This is a genomic window from Tenacibaculum sp. Bg11-29, assembly GCF_002836595.1.
Lineage (GTDB): Bacteria > Bacteroidota > Bacteroidia > Flavobacteriales > Flavobacteriaceae > Polaribacter.
Window position 1 is genome coordinate 120,914 of the sequence record NZ_PJBB01000003.1, and the last position, 15,785, is coordinate 136,698.

Annotated in this window: 14 protein-coding genes; 8 read left to right on the plus strand and 6 right to left on the minus strand. The window is 30.6% G+C overall.

Features of this window, described 5'->3' with window-relative positions; translation table 11 throughout:
• Positions 1-3 precede the first annotated feature (3 nt).
• The gene (locus CXF68_RS00520; RefSeq protein ID WP_101042419.1) at positions 4-1,212 is read left to right on the plus strand and encodes an NAD(P)/FAD-dependent oxidoreductase; all 1,209 of its coding nucleotides are present in this window, start codon (positions 4-6) and stop codon (positions 1,210-1,212) included.
• A gap of 74 nt (positions 1,213-1,286) precedes the next feature.
• On the opposite strand, the gene CXF68_RS00525 is transcribed toward CXF68_RS00520, so the two are convergent.
• The 4 genes from CXF68_RS00525 to CXF68_RS00540 all read right to left on the minus strand — a co-directional run bounded on the left by CXF68_RS00525 (position 1,287) and on the right by CXF68_RS00540 (position 3,053).
• Positions 1,287-1,733: a KTSC domain-containing protein gene (locus CXF68_RS00525; protein WP_101042420.1), complete on the minus strand. Its 447-nt coding sequence runs from the start codon at positions 1,731-1,733 to the stop codon at positions 1,287-1,289.
• 101 nt (positions 1,734-1,834) lie between these two features.
• Entirely contained in the window at positions 1,835-2,455 is a 621-nt protein-coding gene (locus CXF68_RS00530; RefSeq protein ID WP_101042421.1) for a hypothetical protein, read from the minus strand.
• 53 nt (positions 2,456-2,508) lie between these two features.
• Positions 2,509-2,793, minus strand: coding sequence for a hypothetical protein (locus tag CXF68_RS00535; protein ID WP_101042422.1), 285 nt, complete (start codon positions 2,791-2,793; stop codon positions 2,509-2,511).
• Between the two features lie 26 nt (positions 2,794-2,819).
• Positions 2,820-3,053, minus strand: a complete 234-nt coding sequence (locus CXF68_RS00540; protein ID WP_101042423.1) for a hypothetical protein — start codon at positions 3,051-3,053, stop codon at positions 2,820-2,822.
• 698 nt (positions 3,054-3,751) lie between these two features.
• Between CXF68_RS00540 and CXF68_RS00550 the strand changes: the two genes are divergently transcribed.
• The 7 genes from CXF68_RS00550 to CXF68_RS00580 all read left to right on the plus strand — a co-directional run bounded on the left by CXF68_RS00550 (position 3,752) and on the right by CXF68_RS00580 (position 13,079).
• The gene (locus tag CXF68_RS00550) at positions 3,752-6,949 is read left to right on the plus strand and encodes a SusC/RagA family TonB-linked outer membrane protein (protein ID WP_101042425.1); all 3,198 of its coding nucleotides are present in this window, start codon (positions 3,752-3,754) and stop codon (positions 6,947-6,949) included.
• Between the two features lie 15 nt (positions 6,950-6,964).
• Complete coding sequence (locus CXF68_RS00555; protein ID WP_232771588.1) at positions 6,965-8,416, plus strand: SusD/RagB family nutrient-binding outer membrane lipoprotein; 1,452 nt, start codon at positions 6,965-6,967, stop codon at positions 8,414-8,416.
• Between the two features lie 141 nt (positions 8,417-8,557).
• Positions 8,558-9,637 (plus strand): diphosphomevalonate/mevalonate 3,5-bisphosphate decarboxylase family protein, encoded by a 1,080-nt coding sequence (locus CXF68_RS00560; RefSeq protein WP_101042426.1) that lies wholly within the window; start codon positions 8,558-8,560, stop codon positions 9,635-9,637.
• Positions 9,638-9,653: 16 nt separating this feature from the next.
• Entirely contained in the window at positions 9,654-10,148 is a 495-nt protein-coding gene (locus CXF68_RS00565) for a toxin-antitoxin system YwqK family antitoxin (RefSeq protein WP_198553731.1), read from the plus strand.
• Positions 10,149-10,199: 51 nt separating this feature from the next.
• Positions 10,200-11,126 (plus strand): mevalonate kinase, encoded by a 927-nt coding sequence (locus CXF68_RS00570; protein WP_101042428.1) that lies wholly within the window; start codon positions 10,200-10,202, stop codon positions 11,124-11,126.
• A gap of 11 nt (positions 11,127-11,137) precedes the next feature.
• Positions 11,138-12,055 carry a geranylgeranylglycerol-phosphate geranylgeranyltransferase gene (locus CXF68_RS00575; protein ID WP_101042429.1) on the plus strand — a complete coding sequence of 306 codons (918 nt, stop codon included), beginning with the start codon at positions 11,138-11,140 and terminating at the stop codon, positions 12,053-12,055.
• Positions 12,056-12,098: 43 nt separating this feature from the next.
• The gene (locus tag CXF68_RS00580) at positions 12,099-13,079 is read left to right on the plus strand and encodes a pseudouridine synthase (RefSeq protein WP_369800548.1); all 981 of its coding nucleotides are present in this window, start codon (positions 12,099-12,101) and stop codon (positions 13,077-13,079) included.
• 38 nt (positions 13,080-13,117) lie between these two features.
• On the opposite strand, the gene CXF68_RS00585 is transcribed toward CXF68_RS00580, so the two are convergent.
• Both CXF68_RS00585 and CXF68_RS00590 read right to left on the minus strand, forming a co-directional pair.
• Positions 13,118-13,489 carry a heavy-metal-associated domain-containing protein gene (locus CXF68_RS00585; protein ID WP_101042430.1) on the minus strand — a complete coding sequence of 124 codons (372 nt, stop codon included), beginning with the start codon at positions 13,487-13,489 and terminating at the stop codon, positions 13,118-13,120.
• Between the two features lies 1 nt (position 13,490).
• Entirely contained in the window at positions 13,491-15,746 is a 2,256-nt protein-coding gene (locus tag CXF68_RS00590; protein WP_101042431.1) for a TonB-dependent receptor domain-containing protein, read from the minus strand.
• Positions 15,747-15,785: the final 39 nt, after the last annotated feature.

Consider the following 15,785-nt stretch of genomic DNA (forward strand, 5'->3'; position numbering starts at 1 on the left):
AAAATGAAAAAAGTAATTATAATTGGTGGGGGTGCAGCAGGATATTTCACAGCTATAAATGCAAAAGAAAACAATCCTGATTTAGATATTACTATTCTTGAAAAAGGAAAAGATGTATTACAGAAAGTTAAAATTTCTGGAGGAGGACGTTGTAATGTTACACATGCTTGTTTTGAACCTAAAGAACTCGTAAAATTCTATCCTAGAGGAGAAAAAGAACTTTTAGGTCCTTTTCATCAGTTTATGACTGGTGATACTTTCGAGTGGTTTGACAACAAAGGAATCCCTTTAAAAATTGAAAGTGATAACCGAGTATTTCCTGAAGTAAATACTTCACAAGCTATTATAGATTGTTTTGAAAGTGCTGTTGATAATCTTGGGATTAGAGTCTTAAAAAATCACGGAGTAAATTCAGTTGAACAACAAGATAAAAAGTGGATTATCAACACGAAAGATCAACAATTTGAAGCTGACTATCTAGTAATTGCAGCAGGTAGTTCTAAAAAGGTTTGGGATTTATGTAAAACATTAAACCATACTATTATCGAACCCGTACCTTCTTTGTTTACTTTTAATATAAAAGATAAACGGATTATTGATTTAGGCGGAATATCAGTACCTAATGCTGACGTAAAACTAGTAGGAACTAATTTAGAAAACTCAGGACCTTTATTAATTACGCATTGGGGATTAAGTGGGCCTGCAATTTTAAAATTATCTGCGTTCGGTGCACGAATTTTAGCGGATAAAAACTATCAATATAACGTTGAAGTAAATTGGTTAGGACAAAATTTTGAGACTACTCTAGATGAATTAACACAACTTAAAAATTCACAAGCTAGAAAGCAAGTAAATTTAAAGTCTCCTTTTGCAGACATTCCGCGTCGTTTATGGGAACGTTTTATAGCTGCTGCAGAAATTAAAACAACTCAAAATTGGGGTGATCTAAGTAATAAACAGCTCAATAATTTAACTACTCAATTAACCAAAGGATTATTTAATGCTAACGGAAGAACTACTTTTAAAGATGAGTTTGTAACTGCTGGTGGTGTAGATTTGAAAGAAATTAACTTTAAACGATTTGAAAGTAGATTACACAAAAACTTATTTATAGTTGGTGAAGTTTTAAATATCGATGCCGTAACGGGTGGATTCAATTTTCAAAATGCTTGGACAGGCGGATTTATTTGTGCAAAAAGTATTGCTGAATAAAAGTATTTATTAAAATAAAAAAGACCTCTCACTAAATTTAATGAAAGGTCTTTTTTATTATTTAATTAAAGCATTTACGCCGTAGCCATTGCTTTCTTTGACTTTCTATAAGTAAAAGAATTAAAAATATTCCTTTTCCCGAAGTTGTTTATAGATTTTGCATTTACGAATTTGATAAATAATTTTTTGTTTACCCCAAAATATTCATAAGTATTACCATCTGTAAAAGTAACTTCTAACAACATACTTTTGTGTTGATAGTCATCTACTCTAAATTCAGTTATAGTAGTATTATATGCTTCTAAATTAGCTTCTTTTGTTTTAGGTGCTATACTCACTAAAAAGTGATAGCCATCAATAATTTTTGTACTAACCTCTTCGGCTTCTAACTTCTTTTCTTCGTCTTGAAATTTATCTGGATGCCATTCTTTTACCAATCCTCGATAAGTAGTTTTTAATACTTTTAAATCAATTGCTCCTTCAACATTAAAAAGCTTTTTATATTCTTTGATACGTTTCATTTGTATGAAATAATTTAGCCCGCGAAATTAATCAAATTATCTGAATATGAGAGAGAAAGCTATTTTTATTTATTTATTTTTATTTCACTTAAAAACAACTATTAATAACTCATAACTGTTCCAAAATACAGTAATTGAAAAGTTTTTACATCTAACAATAAACAATTCATTGCCATCATAATACCATAGTTAGACTTATCATAAAAATGATATTGAAAATAATCTAACTCGTTTTCATCAAAACCATAAAAAATATCACCTGTCTTAAAATGATCATTATAAAAATTCTCTAATTGAGATAATTTATGAACATTTATTTTAACTGAATGATTATATAAACTATCTATTTTTATTTTAAGCTTCCTCCCTTTATAGGATAACTTTTTACTATCATTAAAAAGAACTTTTTTATAAAAATCACGGTTTAACATCTCATATAAAACCTGCTCGGTATTCACCTCTTTTTGAATTGCCTCTATATATTTTGATAAGTTATTAGATAACCTATTAAATTCTTGTATTTTTATTTTTGTACTCTGAAACATAAGCGGTTTAGCCGCTGCTTGTTTTTCAAAAAAAGAAGTTCTTCCTGCTATAAGTTCATTATTTACCCGGATAGCCTCTGTTATTGATTTATGAGCAACATATGTAGAAAAATTATGCTGAGTAAAGCTTTTAAAAGAAAGAAAAATTGCGGCAAAAAAAAGAAAACTACCTTTCATCATAAATAATTTTAGTGAAAGATAGTCTATTTTAATTAACCTTTATCTAAAAATCATTCCTCTTCATAACAATTAAAAACGATTGTATAACCATACTCCACAGCTTCACTATACAACTCTCTTTGATCTTCATCAACATCATCTACAGAATCTAATGTAAAATATTCTTCTTCTATTTCTGTCACTTTCCAACCTTCATCTTTTATATAATGCTTCGCTAATTTAAGCGCTCCTTCAATATCTTTATAATCTATATATAAGCTTACATAAGCTCCGATAACTTCATCATAATGTTCTGATGATTTTTTTGGTTTTGCTAAGGCATTTATTAAAAACATAATTTTATTATTTAAATTTAATTTAATTAAGCTAACTCACCTCGATGAGGCTTTAGAGCATCTCTAAAAATTTTCATATTACTTTCATCAACTATAATAAAAGCAATGGTATGCATAGGATTAAACTCTTTATGATCTACCTCATCATATGCTAAATTATCTATTTGAGTAAATTCTTTTAAATGAACACAATGGTGCTTTGCTGTTGCTAATCCATCTGGCCCTTTAAAATCCCAAATTAATTTTATTTTTCTACTCATTCTATACTCTTTTATAAAAACAAAAATACTTATTTCCACATTAAAAATGAGTATTTTAACAAACTAACTAGTCAATAAACAGTTACTTTTTATATATTAATATGCCTGAAATTACAGGTTTAAATTTAATCAAAATAATTAACAAAAAATCAAAAATAATTTTCACGACTGCTTATAGAGATTATACTGTAGTATGGATTTAAATATAGTAGACTATTTGTTAAAACCGATTTCTTTTGACCATTTTTCACAAACAATTCAAAAAGTATTTAACACGCAAATCGTTATAAAGACTAAAGAACTCCAAAAAGAAACGCATAACAGTTATATATTTATAAGAGCAGATAGAGAAATGATTAAAATAAACTTCAATAATACTCTCTACATAGAAAGCTTAAGTAATTATGTTAACGTTTTTTCAGAAAACTCAATGACTATCTATAACAAGAGAAACAATATATTATTTCGATTAAAAAAATAACTTCTTACACAAATGAATTTAAGGAAAAAATAATCACCAATAAGCAGAAGCCATAAAAAATATGTTTTTCTAAAAACAAAATAGAAATAACATTAATACCCTCAAAAAAAAACAACAAAACATACATTATTACCTAAAGAAAATACCTTATTACCATTAATTTGGCAATTGATATTTAATTTACTTTTTTTGGAAAAACAATTTAAATTTTCAAACTATGAGAGTAACATTATTATTGTTGTCTTTTCTGTTTACGCAAATTATATTTGCTCAAGAAAAAACAATATCTGGGATTGTCTCAGATGAATCTGGGGGACTTCCAGGTGTTAGTATTATTATTAAGGGGACTACTTCGGGGGTAGAAACTGATTTTGACGGAAATTTCTCTATTAACGGAAAACAAAATGATGTACTCGTTTTTAGTTTTGTTGGAAAGAAAACAGTTGAAAAAACAATTGGATCTTCTAACAAGATTAATGTTTCAATGGTCGATGATGAGAATCTACTAAACGAAATTGTAGTTACCGCCTTAGGTATAAAAAGAGAAAAAAAATCTCTAGGATACGCTACACAAGAGGTAAAAGGAGATGATTTAACTAAAGTTAACTCAGGAAACATTGCCAATTCTATTTCTGGAAAAGTTTCAGGAATTCAAATTAGAAAGAACAATAACATTGGTGGTTCTACCAATGTTGTTATAAGAGGTACAACTTCTTTATCTGGAAACAACCAAGCATTATGGGTAGTTGATGGAATTCCCTTAGATAACTCTAACACAAATACTCTAGACCAGACAAGAGGTGGAAACACAGGTGGTTATGATTTTGGTAACGCAGCATCAGATATTAACCCTGATGATATCGAATCTATTAATATACTTAAGGGGGCAGCAGCATCTGCTCTTTATGGAGAAAGAGCTTCTAATGGTGTTATTATCGTTACAACAAAAAAAGGTGAAAATCAACAGGGTCTAGGAGTTAGTATAAACAGTAGTGTTACTGTTGGTGTTGTAGATTTCGATACACTACCTGTATACCAAACACAATATGGTGGTGGATATGCTAATACTTTTCCTAGCACCCAGATTGACCTAGGAGATGGTCTTCACTATAGAGAACGCACAGGTGATGCCTCTTGGGGACCTGCTTATGACAAAAATTTATTAGTATATCGTTGGAATTCTTTTCATCCTGAATTATCAACTTACGGGAAAGCTACTCCTTGGATTGCTCCTAAAAATAATGGAAATAGTATTTATCAAAACAGTATTACTTACAATAACAGTATTTCCTTAACAGCAGGTAATGAACAAGGGAATTTTCGTTTTAGCTATAGTAAGCAAAAATTAGACCAAGGGATTTTACCTAATAGTTCTAGTGGAAGGGATATTTTTAATTTATCGTCTAGTTACAAATTAAGTGATAAAACAACCATTACAGCAGGTGCTACTTATACTAAAACAGTCAGCAAAGGAGCCAACGAAACTGGGTACGGTTCTGGTGGAAACAATTTTTCTAGTAGTCTTAGACAATGGACTTCAACAAGTGTTGATTACAAGGATTTAGAAAATGCATATAAAGAATCAGGGAAAAATTTATCATGGAGTATTAATGGTCCTTTTGACAGAAGAGTTGCATTTCATGACAATCCATATTTTCAAAGAGATCAGAATTTCAGTTTATTAAATAGAGGCCGTTTTTTCGGTAACTTTAACCTTACTCATGAAATTGCAGACTGGGTTAGTGTAACTGGTAAAGCTAGTATTGACAGCTATAACCAAGGACAACAAGAAAGAATTGCTGTAGGTTCAAAAAGGCAAAGTCAATCAGCAGGTCAATATTCTAGATATGATAAAACTTATAAAGAATCTAACCTTGATTTAGTTTTTAGCTTCAATACTGATGTTACTGACAATATTAAATTTAGTGGTTTACTTGGAGGTAATATTAGAAGAAGCACTTCTAGCGACACCTTTTCTATTACTCTAGGTGGTTTAATAGCCCCTAATGTATTTGCAATTTCTAACTCAGTAAATACTCCTGATCCAGCGACCGAGAGAGTTCTTACGTTCGGTTCAAATAGTGCATACGCTAGTGGTACTTTTAGTATTAACGATACTTACTTTTTAGAAGGAACAGTTAGAACTGATAGAACATCAACATTACCAACAAGCAATAACATTTACACATATCCTTCTGCTACAACTACTTACATCTTCAGTAAACATTTAAAGGCTGACTGGTTATCTTTCGGTAAAGTGAGAGTGAATTATGCTGAAACTGGTGGAGGAACAAATCCATTTAACCTTGCCCCTGGTTTTTTTAAACTTGTAAACTACGGAGGAGGTAACGTTCGTTTCACTAACGAAAATACTAGAAAAAATTCAGAGTTAAAACCTGAAAGAACTAAAGGTTATGAAACTGGTTTAGAATTAAAACTTTTCAAAAATAGAATTGGACTAGACATATCTTACTACAAAACAAACACTACAAATCAAATTATGTCAGTTCCTTCTACAGGAGCAACTGGATATACTAATGCTTGGATTAACGCAGGAAACATAGAGAATAAAGGTATAGAACTAAGCTTAACAGGAACTCCTATAAAAAATGAAAATTTCTCTTGGGAAACGACTATAAACTGGACAAGAAACAGAAATAAAACTATAAGTTTAGATGGTTCTCCTAGATTAACATTAGGTAGTTTTCAAAGAATTTTATCAGTAGCCGAAGTTGGAAAACCTGTTGGTCTTTTAGTCGCTAGTGGTTATGACTATTATAACGGTGTTAAATCTGATGCGAATAGGATTGTTGATGCTAATGGTGATTACACACGTGTAAATAGTCAAATTATAGGTGATATTAATCCTGATTGGACAGGAGGTATTAACAACAAACTAAAATATAAAAACCTTATTTTAAGCTTCTTAGTTGACATGAAAAAAGGTGGTGATGTTTGGTCTTTAGATCAAAAATATGGAAGATCAACTGGTATTTATGCAACTACGGCTGGTAACAATGAATTAGGTAATCCTATGAGAGACCCTGTAACTTCAGGTTCAGATAGTGGAGGTGTCCTATTACAAGGTGTATTCGCTGACGGAACTAAAAACACAGTTAGAAGCCCAATTGAAGAGCAATATGGTTTTCCTGAAGAACAATTTGTATATGACGCTTCATATATAAAACTAAGAGAAGTTTCAATAAGTTATAGTTTACCTTCTAAATTTTTAGAAAAAAGTATGTTTAAAAACATTACTTTCTCTGCAAACGGAAGCAATTTATGGATAATCCATAAAAATTTACCCTATGCTGATCCTGAAGCAGGAACATCTTCTGGAAACCTACAAGGTTTTCAAACAGGAGTTCTTCCTACGACTAAAGAATATAGCTTTAATGTAAAAGTTCAATTTTAAAAAAAAATGAAAAAAATGAAAATTTTTAACAATATAAAAGTAGCGACAATTATTGGAGTGTCTATGTTTTTAGTCAATTCATGTGACAACGTAGAACACTTAAATGTTGACACTAAAGGGTATCTAAATGCGCAACCACATACATTGATGACAACGGCGCAAAAAGAATACATGGATTTTTTAACCAATACCGACCAGAACCGTAACAACTTTCGTCAGTATGCACAACATTGGACAAATAGAGAGTTTGCTGTAGAAGACAATTACAGTCAAGATTCAAGAGCTATTGGACAATCAAATTGGGATGATTTATACAGGGATGTTTTAATAGAATTAACTACTGCAAAAAAAGCTATAGAGGCATCAAATGTCACTCCTAATTTAGCTTCTAGAAAAAAAAATCAGGTAGCAATTTTAGAAATTCAGATAATTCTTGCATACCAATCATTAGTTGATCTTTTTGGAAATATACCATATACAGAAGCTCTCGATTTTACGAGTTCTCCAACACCAAAATATGATGATGCTGAAACCATTTATTTAGATTTAGCTACTCGTTTAGATGTTGCTATTAATAATTTAGATATATCTAGTGATAGTTTTACTAGTGGAGATCTTTATTACAATGGTAATGTAGCTAGTTGGAAAAAATTAGCCAATAGTGCTAAGCTAAAAATGGGACTACATCTAGGCTCTCAATCAATGGTTGAAGCAGCTTATTTGTCAGGAGTTATTTCTAGTAATAGTGACAATGCTCTTTTTCCTTATTTCGCGGTTGAAAATCAAGAAAACCCTCTGTTTTTCATCTTAAACCAAAGAACACAAATTGTTCCTACTTCATTTCTTGTAGATGCAATGAATGCTAAAAGTGACCCTAGAATGGATCAATTTTTCAATCCAGCTTCAAAAATAGCCGGCGTATATGTAGGATATCCCTATGCAGAAGGTAATGATAATGGTTTAGGGTACGATGATGCTTCTAACACTAATGATAAGTTTAGAGATGCTACTTTACCCGGAGTTCTTTTTGATTATGCTGAAACTAGTCTTTTATTAGCCGATGCCGCAAATAAAGGCTACAATGTAGGTTTAACCGCTGCAACACATTATGTTAATGGAATTACAGCTACAATGGAATATTGGGGAGTATCAGGTAATCATATCACTATTTATTTAGGGAGAGCTGATGTAACTTATTCGATAGCTACAGCTGATACTCAAATTGCTTACGAATTATGGTTAGCTTATTATAATAGAGGTTTTGAAGCTTGGACTGAATACCGTCGTTTAGACTCTCCTATTTTAGTAGCTCCTCCTGCAGCTGTTACTGAAGCTAACGGAAAAGTTCCTGTAAGAAACATTTACCCTTTAAATGAAGCAACTCTGAATGAAACTAATTATAATTCAGCTGCGACTGCAATTGGTGGAGACAAAATGACAACCAAAATATTCTGGGATGTTAATTAATAAAAAGGTAAAATAAATATTGTGTAATTATTTGAATTTATATTTTTTTTATCTAAAAAAGAGGCTACCCTAAAAAGGTAGTCTTTTTTATTTTTTAATATCTACTACAAAATATATCTTTGTCATAAATACTTAAAGCAATTGAACACAGTACAATTCATTCCAAAGTCATTAGAAGAAAAGGTAGAAAAAGCAACTTACACATGGCAAACACCAAGTAACATTGCCTTAGTTAAATATTGGGGAAAGAGCAATCCTCAAATTCCTAAAAACGCATCTATTAGCTTTACACTTAACAATTGTAACACAATTACTACAATCGATTTCGAAAAAAAATCGAATACAAATAAAGTTTCCTTTGAATTATTCTTTGAAGGAAAAAAGAAAGATGATTTTAAACCTAAAATTGCAGAATTCTTTAAAAGAATAGTAAAATATTGCCCATATATTCTTGATTACGATATGGTTATAAATTCAGAAAATTCTTTTCCACACAGTAGTGGAATTGCTTCTTCTGCAAGCGGAATGAGTGCTATAGCTATGTGCCTATTAAGTTTAGAAAAAGAACTAATCCCTAATTTAACTGAAGAATATATTAATAAAAAAGCTTCTTTTTTAGCTCGTTTGGGTTCTGGTAGTGCAAGTCGAAGTATTGAAGGTCCATTAGTTGTTTGGGGAGAGCACCCTGATATTATTGGCAGTTCTAACTTATTCGGTATAAAATTCCCTTATAAAATACATTCAATTTTCGAAAATTACTGTGACACCATTTTATTAGTTGATAAAGGTGAAAAGCAAGTTTCTTCGACAGTAGGGCATAATTTAATGCACAATCATCCATATGCTGAACAACGCTTTAAACAAGCAAACGAAAACTTATCTAAACTATCGAACATCCTTCAAAACGGAGATATTAAAGAGTTTGTTAATTTAGTTGAAAGCGAAGCTTTAACATTGCACGCAATGATGCTAACAAGTAATCCATATTTTATTTTAATGAAACCAAATACTCTAGAGGTTATTAATAAAATTTGGGAATATCGTGCTCAAAACAATAGTTCTGTTTGTTTTACTCTTGATGCTGGTGCAAACGTACACGTATTATATCCTGCATCCGAAAAAACTAAAATCGAACTTTTTATTAAAAATTCGTTAATTGATTACTGCCAAAAAAATCAGTATATTTGTGATAATGTTGGTTTTGGAGCTAAACTCCTCTAACCCTAAAACTTACCTTATGAAAAATTCAACTTTACTAATACTATTGTTTATTGGATTTTTATCTTTTACAGCAAAAGCTCAAGACACTGCTTGGTTTGATCTAAATTGGCAAGAAACCTCAAAAGAAAATCATACCTTTTATAGGCCTACTCCAAAAAAAATAAAAGACGGTTATTGGATCGTTGATTATTATAAAAATGGTCAAATTCAAATGGAGGGCTATAGTACTATAAAAAAATCTAATGAAGAGCAGTTTGATGGCTTAGTCTTATATTATTACCAAAATGGAAAACCTTTTCATAAAGCAAATTATAAAAACGGAAAGTTAGATGGTGTTAGAAAAGCATTTTATGAAACTGGAGAATTAAAAGAACAGGGAAGATACAATAATGATAAAAGACAAGGTGTCTGGAAAACCTTTTACAAAAACGGAAAAATAGAGACTAAAGGTAAATACCGCGACAATGAAAAGGTTGGCGTTTGGAAAACTTTTTACAAAAACATATACTAGTTTGTAAACTAGCACTTTTACTTGTACTTTTGTCTCGCAATTAAAACATCTATGAAAGGACCTTTATTTTACGCAAAAATATTACTCTTTGGTGAGTATGGAATAATAAAAGACTCTAAAGGGTTAGCAATTCCATTTAACTCATATAAAGGTGGTTTAAAAACAGTTAACAACCTAACAGGTGAAGCTGAAAAATCTAACACTAATTTAGTTAAATTTTATAACTATTTAAAAACGTTAGATTCAACTTTAGCATCTTTCGATTTAACTTCATTAAAAAATGACATTGAAAACGGAATGTATTTCGATTCATCTATCCCTCAAGGATACGGAGTTGGTAGTTCTGGAGCTTTAGTTGCATCAATTTATGATAAGTACGCTAATAATAAAATCACAGTTTTAGAAAATTTAACACGTGATAAATTGTTAACCTTAAAGCAAATTTTCTCTCTGATGGAATCGTTTTTCCACGGAAAAAGCTCAGGGTTAGATCCTTTAAATTCTTATTTAAGTTTACCTATTCTAATTAACTCTAAAGAAAATATTGAAGCAGCTGGTATTCCATCACAAAAAGAAGGAAAGGGAGCTGTATTTTTATTAGATTCTGAACAAATTGGAGAAACAGAACCTATGGTAAATATCTTTATGAACAAGATGAAAAATGAAGGTTTTCGTAAAATGTTAAGTGAAGAATTCTCACTTCATACTGATGCTTGTATTAATGATTTCTTGCACGGAAACGTAAAATCCTTATTTGGGAATGTAAAAAAATTATCAAAAGTAGTTTTAACTAACTTTAAACCTATGATCCCAACAGCTTTTCATCAAATTTGGGAAAAAGGAATCCAAACCAACGAATATTACTTAAAACTTTGTGGTTCTGGCGGTGGCGGTTATATCTTAGGTTTTACTGAAGATTATGAAAAAGCTAAAACAAGCCTAAAAGATTATAAATTAGAATTGGTATATCGATTTTAATCAATATTACCATGAGTACATCAAAAACGAACACAATAGTAAAAAAACTTTTTAGTCTTTTATCTGTTGTTAGAGGATACAATATTTTAGTATTAATAGCAGCCCAATATTTGGCTGCTATTTTTATTTTCTCTGAACAAAAATCAATAAAACCTGTGCTCTTCGACTGGCATTTACTATATCTAGTTATAGCTACAATAACAACGGTTGCTGCAGGATACATTATTAATAATTTTTATGATAAAAATGCAGATAAAATTAACCGCCCTATAAAATCTGGACTAGATTCTTATGTAAGGCAAGAAACAAAACTATCTTTATACTTTCTATTAAATTTTACAGGTTTTGGTTTTGGCTGGTTGGTTTCTTGGAGAGCTGCTTTCTTCTTTGCTATATATATATTCGGAATTTGGTTCTATTCTCACAAGTTAAAAAGATACCCTTTTATTGGGTTAACGAGCGTAACTATATTAACAATACTTCCTTTTTTTGTGATTTTTGTACACTATAAAAATTTTTCAAAAGTTATTTTCGTACATGCAATTTTCCTTTTTCTAATTATAATGATTAGAGAGTTAATCAAAAAACTTGAAAACATTAAAGGTGCCATATTAAACAACTACAACACTTTTCCAGTAAAATACGGTGAAAAAAACACCAAAAAATTGATTATTCTATTAATGGTTCTAACATTAGCTCCTGTTAGTATTTTATTTAGCTACCCTGCTATTGAATACATGAAATACTATTTCTATTTAACTGCTATTATTTTATTTTTCATTGGCTTTTATACATGGAGAGCAACAAAAACCAACCAATATCGACTGCTACACAACATATTAAAAGTATTATTATTAATTGGTGTATTTAGTTTACTATTTATTGACAAGTCCTTAATTTTAGACAAAGTCGTTACTGCTTTAGATTAGAAATCAAATTATTACTGTACCTTTGCCCACTTTTTAAAATATTATTATGAATTCAAAAAACTCGTCGAGAGGACGACAGGCTGATAGAAACAGCAATCCTCAAGAAAAAAAATCATTTAGGTCTGATAGGTCTGATAGGTCTGATAGGTCTGATAGGTCTGATAGGTCTGAAAAAAAAGATAAACCTGAGAGAACTACTAATCTTTCTAGTAAAAAAAGGTTTGCAACTAGCTCTTCTGATAATAAAAAACAATTTAAAAGAGATTCTAAAAGATCTCAACCTAGTAAACCAGTTCAAAATACGACTGAAGATGCAACAGGTATTCGTTTAAATAAATACATTTCCAATTCTGGAATTTGTTCACGTAGAGAAGCTGATACTTATATAGAGCATGGTAGTGTTGCTGTTAACGGAAAACTAATGACTCAAATGGGCTACAAGGTACAACCTACCGATGAAGTACGTTTTGACGGAACATTAATTTCTATAGAAAAAAAACGTTACATTCTATTAAATAAGCCTAAAAACTATATTACTACCATGGAAGATGACCGTGGGCGTAAGACAGTAATGGAAATTGTTGCTGATGCTACCAAAGAACGTATATATCCTGTTGGAAGATTAGATAGAAATACCACTGGTTTGTTATTATTTACAAACGATGGTGAATTAGCTAAAAAATTAACACACCCAAAACATAACGTACGTAAATTATACCATGCTTCTTTAGATAAAAAATTATCAATCTCTGATTTAGATAAATTACGTGGTGATGTTGTTATCGAAGGTAAAAAAGTTTTTATTGATGCTGTTTCTTATGTAGAAGGCGAAAGAAAAACTGAAGTTGGAATTGAAATACACTCTGGAAGAAACAGAATTGTTCGTAAAATATTTGAAAGCTTAGGATATGCCGTAACAAAACTAGACCGTGTTGTTTTTGCTGGTATGACTAAACGTAATTTACCTCGTGGTAGATGGCGTGAGTTAACCGATCAAGAAGTTAACACATTAAAAATGTTATAAATAAAAAAATCCCGAGTTTTAAACTCGGGATTTTATATTTACTTCTTTTCTTTTTTATGATCATCTTGTACTTCTTCATCTCTATACTTACAACATCCATGTAAATTATCATAAGCTAATTTTGGAGCTTTAAAAACACCCGTATCATGTCCTATGTTAGCAATATTTTGTTGAATTGTACTTACATCTATTTTACGCTCATCAATAATTAAATTTAATTGATGTGTTTTCACATTCCATAAAGCATACTTTACGCCTTTAGAATTTAACGCAGCCTTCTCTATTCTACTTTTACACATCATACAAACACCATCAACATCAAAAAACACCTTTGCATTTTTTTTCTTTTTCTGTGCTGATGTTGCAATACTTATCAATAAAATTGATATTACTAATACTATTTTTTTCATCTTAATCTATTTTAAATCTTAAACCTGTATAAAAATTACGTCCAAATACAGGTGCATATATAATTGTTGTATCAAAATTTACACCAAACGGATCGTCACTTCCCAATATCGGATTTTTTTGTTTATAATTTGTTATATTTTCTGCTCCTGCGTATATCTCAAACTTTTTTGAAAACACTTTTGTTACCTGCATATTTAGCAAATTATAACTATCAGATAACTCTGGCAACCTGTATTCTATAGCGTTTGTTTGTGTATTAGGTAATCGTTGCTCTCCTATCCAATTATAAGTTACGTCAAATTTCCAATGCGCATCGTTTTCTTTTTTCTCAGTTTCAAAAGATACATTTGCAAAAAACCGATGTTTTGCTTGTAATGCCTTATCTAAATTACCTGATTTGTAGTCAGTACTTACATCGTAATGCTTGTATGAAAAACGTGTATTAAAATAAGGTATTATATTCTGATTTACTTCTAACTGAAAACTGTTTGCTACACTATTTCCATTTAAATTATAAAAAGAAATTTCTTGTGGATTCTCCCAATCTACAACAACCTGATTTTTAAAATCTGTTCTATAAAAATCAAAAGTAACATCCCCTTTTTTTCCAAACAACTTATACCCTTGTAAAAAAGAAACTCCATAATTCCATGCAACCTCAGGATTTAAGCCATAAGCTTTATCTCCTACTCCTACTCCATCAATATTTATTTGTCTTGATGAAGCCAAAAACTGTTGGTTCTCTGCAAAGATATTCGCACTTCTTCTGCCTTTTCCTATCGAAGCTCTAAACACTCCCTTTTCCCACGCCGTATAACGAACATGTAATCGAGGCGTTAAAAAAGTTCCTAACAAACTATGTTTATCTATTCTTAAACCTGCCGTGATACTTAAATCATCAGCATTATCATAAGCATATTCAAAAAAAGCACCGAAAGAATTTTCTTTTCGATCAAAATCTTGAGCAAGTCCTACTTTCACAAACTCATCATATTTATCATACGTAAAGTTAACCCCTGTCTTAAACTTATTCCTAGTATCCCCTATAATTGAATTAAAAACAAAGTTAGTATAAAAACTTTGGTGTTGAATATTATAATCACTTAAACCAAAATAAGAATCTTGTTTATGATTGCTATACGCTGCTTGAATTCCCATACTTTGAAATGGTAAATCGGGAAAAACATATCCTAATTTAGCAGAAGTATCAAAACGTTTGGTTTTAATTTCACTCCCCCAAACAGTACTAGAACCTTTATGAAAATCTGGGTTAAAATTAAACTGCCCTACTTGCTTATTATCATCTAAATATCTAAAATTAATAAAACTTACCCATCCTTTTTGTGCATCTACATATTGCCAACGGTTCATTATATTAACTTGCTTTGCTAATGGATTATCTAAAAAATTATCATTGTTTTTATCAAACTTCTGTCCTCTATAATTTCCATGAATATAAAGCCCTGTTTGCCATTTATCGCTTACCTTTTGATTAACGTGCGTATTAAATTCTAATCTTCCTCCTGCCGAAGCATAGGCATTTGCAAAAAAACGATGATTTGTATATGGCTTCACTAATTCAGCATTTATTTGCCCTGAGATACTTTCGTAACCATTTACAACACTACCCGCACCTTTAGTTATCTGAATACTTTCAACCCAAGTACCAGGAGTAAAAGATAACCCAAAAGCTTGAGATGCACCTCGTATAGATGGAATATTTTCTTGAGTAATCAATAAATAAGGGCTTGTTAAACCCAACATTTGAATTTGCTTTGTTCCTGTTAGAGCGTCTGAGAAATTAACATCTATTGATGGATTTGTTTCAAAACTTTCTGCCAAATTACAACAGGCAGCTTTTAACAACTCAGCACTATTAATAGTTATTAAATTTTGGGATTGTAAATACGATTTTTGAGTTGCACTTTTTTTCGATTCGATTGTCACCTCTTCTAAAGTGTTATTTTCTCTTAAAAAATGATGTACTGGCTTTAAACTACTTATAATAATAGTATCCGTTTTAAACCCTACAAAACTAACAACTAGTTTTTTGTATGTTGATTTGTATGGTATATTAAACCATCCTTTTTCATTTGTAGTTACTCCTACATTTGTAGTTAACCAATGAACACTTGCTCCATAAATTCCTTGGTTATTCTTAGGTCCATTTTTATCCATTATCATTCCTTTTAATTTTTCTTGTGAAAAGGAAATTGTGGATACCAGTATTAGTATACTGAGTATATATTTTTTCATTATTTTATATCACTTTAATTCTACAATTCTTATTTATTT

Bases quoted from the DNA above. Each gene is read 5' to 3' on its own strand.
- CXF68_RS00565 (WP_198553731.1), top strand. From the start codon at position 9,654: ATGAAAAATTCAACTTTACTAATACTATTGTTTATTGGATTTTTATCT.
- CXF68_RS00530 (WP_101042421.1), bottom strand. From the start codon at position 2,455: ATGAAAGGTAGTTTTCTTTTTTTTGCCGCAATTTTTCTTTCTTTTAAA.
- CXF68_RS00585 (WP_101042430.1), bottom strand. From the start codon at position 13,489: ATGAAAAAAATAGTATTAGTAATATCAATTTTATTGATAAGTATTGCA.
- CXF68_RS00520 (WP_101042419.1), top strand. From the start codon at position 4: ATGAAAAAAGTAATTATAATTGGTGGGGGTGCAGCAGGATATTTCACA.
- CXF68_RS00575 (WP_101042429.1), top strand. From the start codon at position 11,138: ATGAGTACATCAAAAACGAACACAATAGTAAAAAAACTTTTTAGTCTT.
- CXF68_RS00535 (WP_101042422.1), bottom strand. From the start codon at position 2,793: ATGTTTTTAATAAATGCCTTAGCAAAACCAAAAAAATCATCAGAACAT.
- CXF68_RS00555 (WP_232771588.1), top strand. From the start codon at position 6,965: ATGAAAATTTTTAACAATATAAAAGTAGCGACAATTATTGGAGTGTCT.
- CXF68_RS00590 (WP_101042431.1), bottom strand. From the start codon at position 15,746: ATGAAAAAATATATACTCAGTATACTAATACTGGTATCCACAATTTCC.
- CXF68_RS00570 (WP_101042428.1), top strand. From the start codon at position 10,200: ATGAAAGGACCTTTATTTTACGCAAAAATATTACTCTTTGGTGAGTAT.
- CXF68_RS00540 (WP_101042423.1), bottom strand. From the start codon at position 3,053: ATGAGTAGAAAAATAAAATTAATTTGGGATTTTAAAGGGCCAGATGGA.
- CXF68_RS00550 (WP_101042425.1), top strand. From the start codon at position 3,752: ATGAGAGTAACATTATTATTGTTGTCTTTTCTGTTTACGCAAATTATA.
- CXF68_RS00525 (WP_101042420.1), bottom strand. From the start codon at position 1,733: ATGAAACGTATCAAAGAATATAAAAAGCTTTTTAATGTTGAAGGAGCA.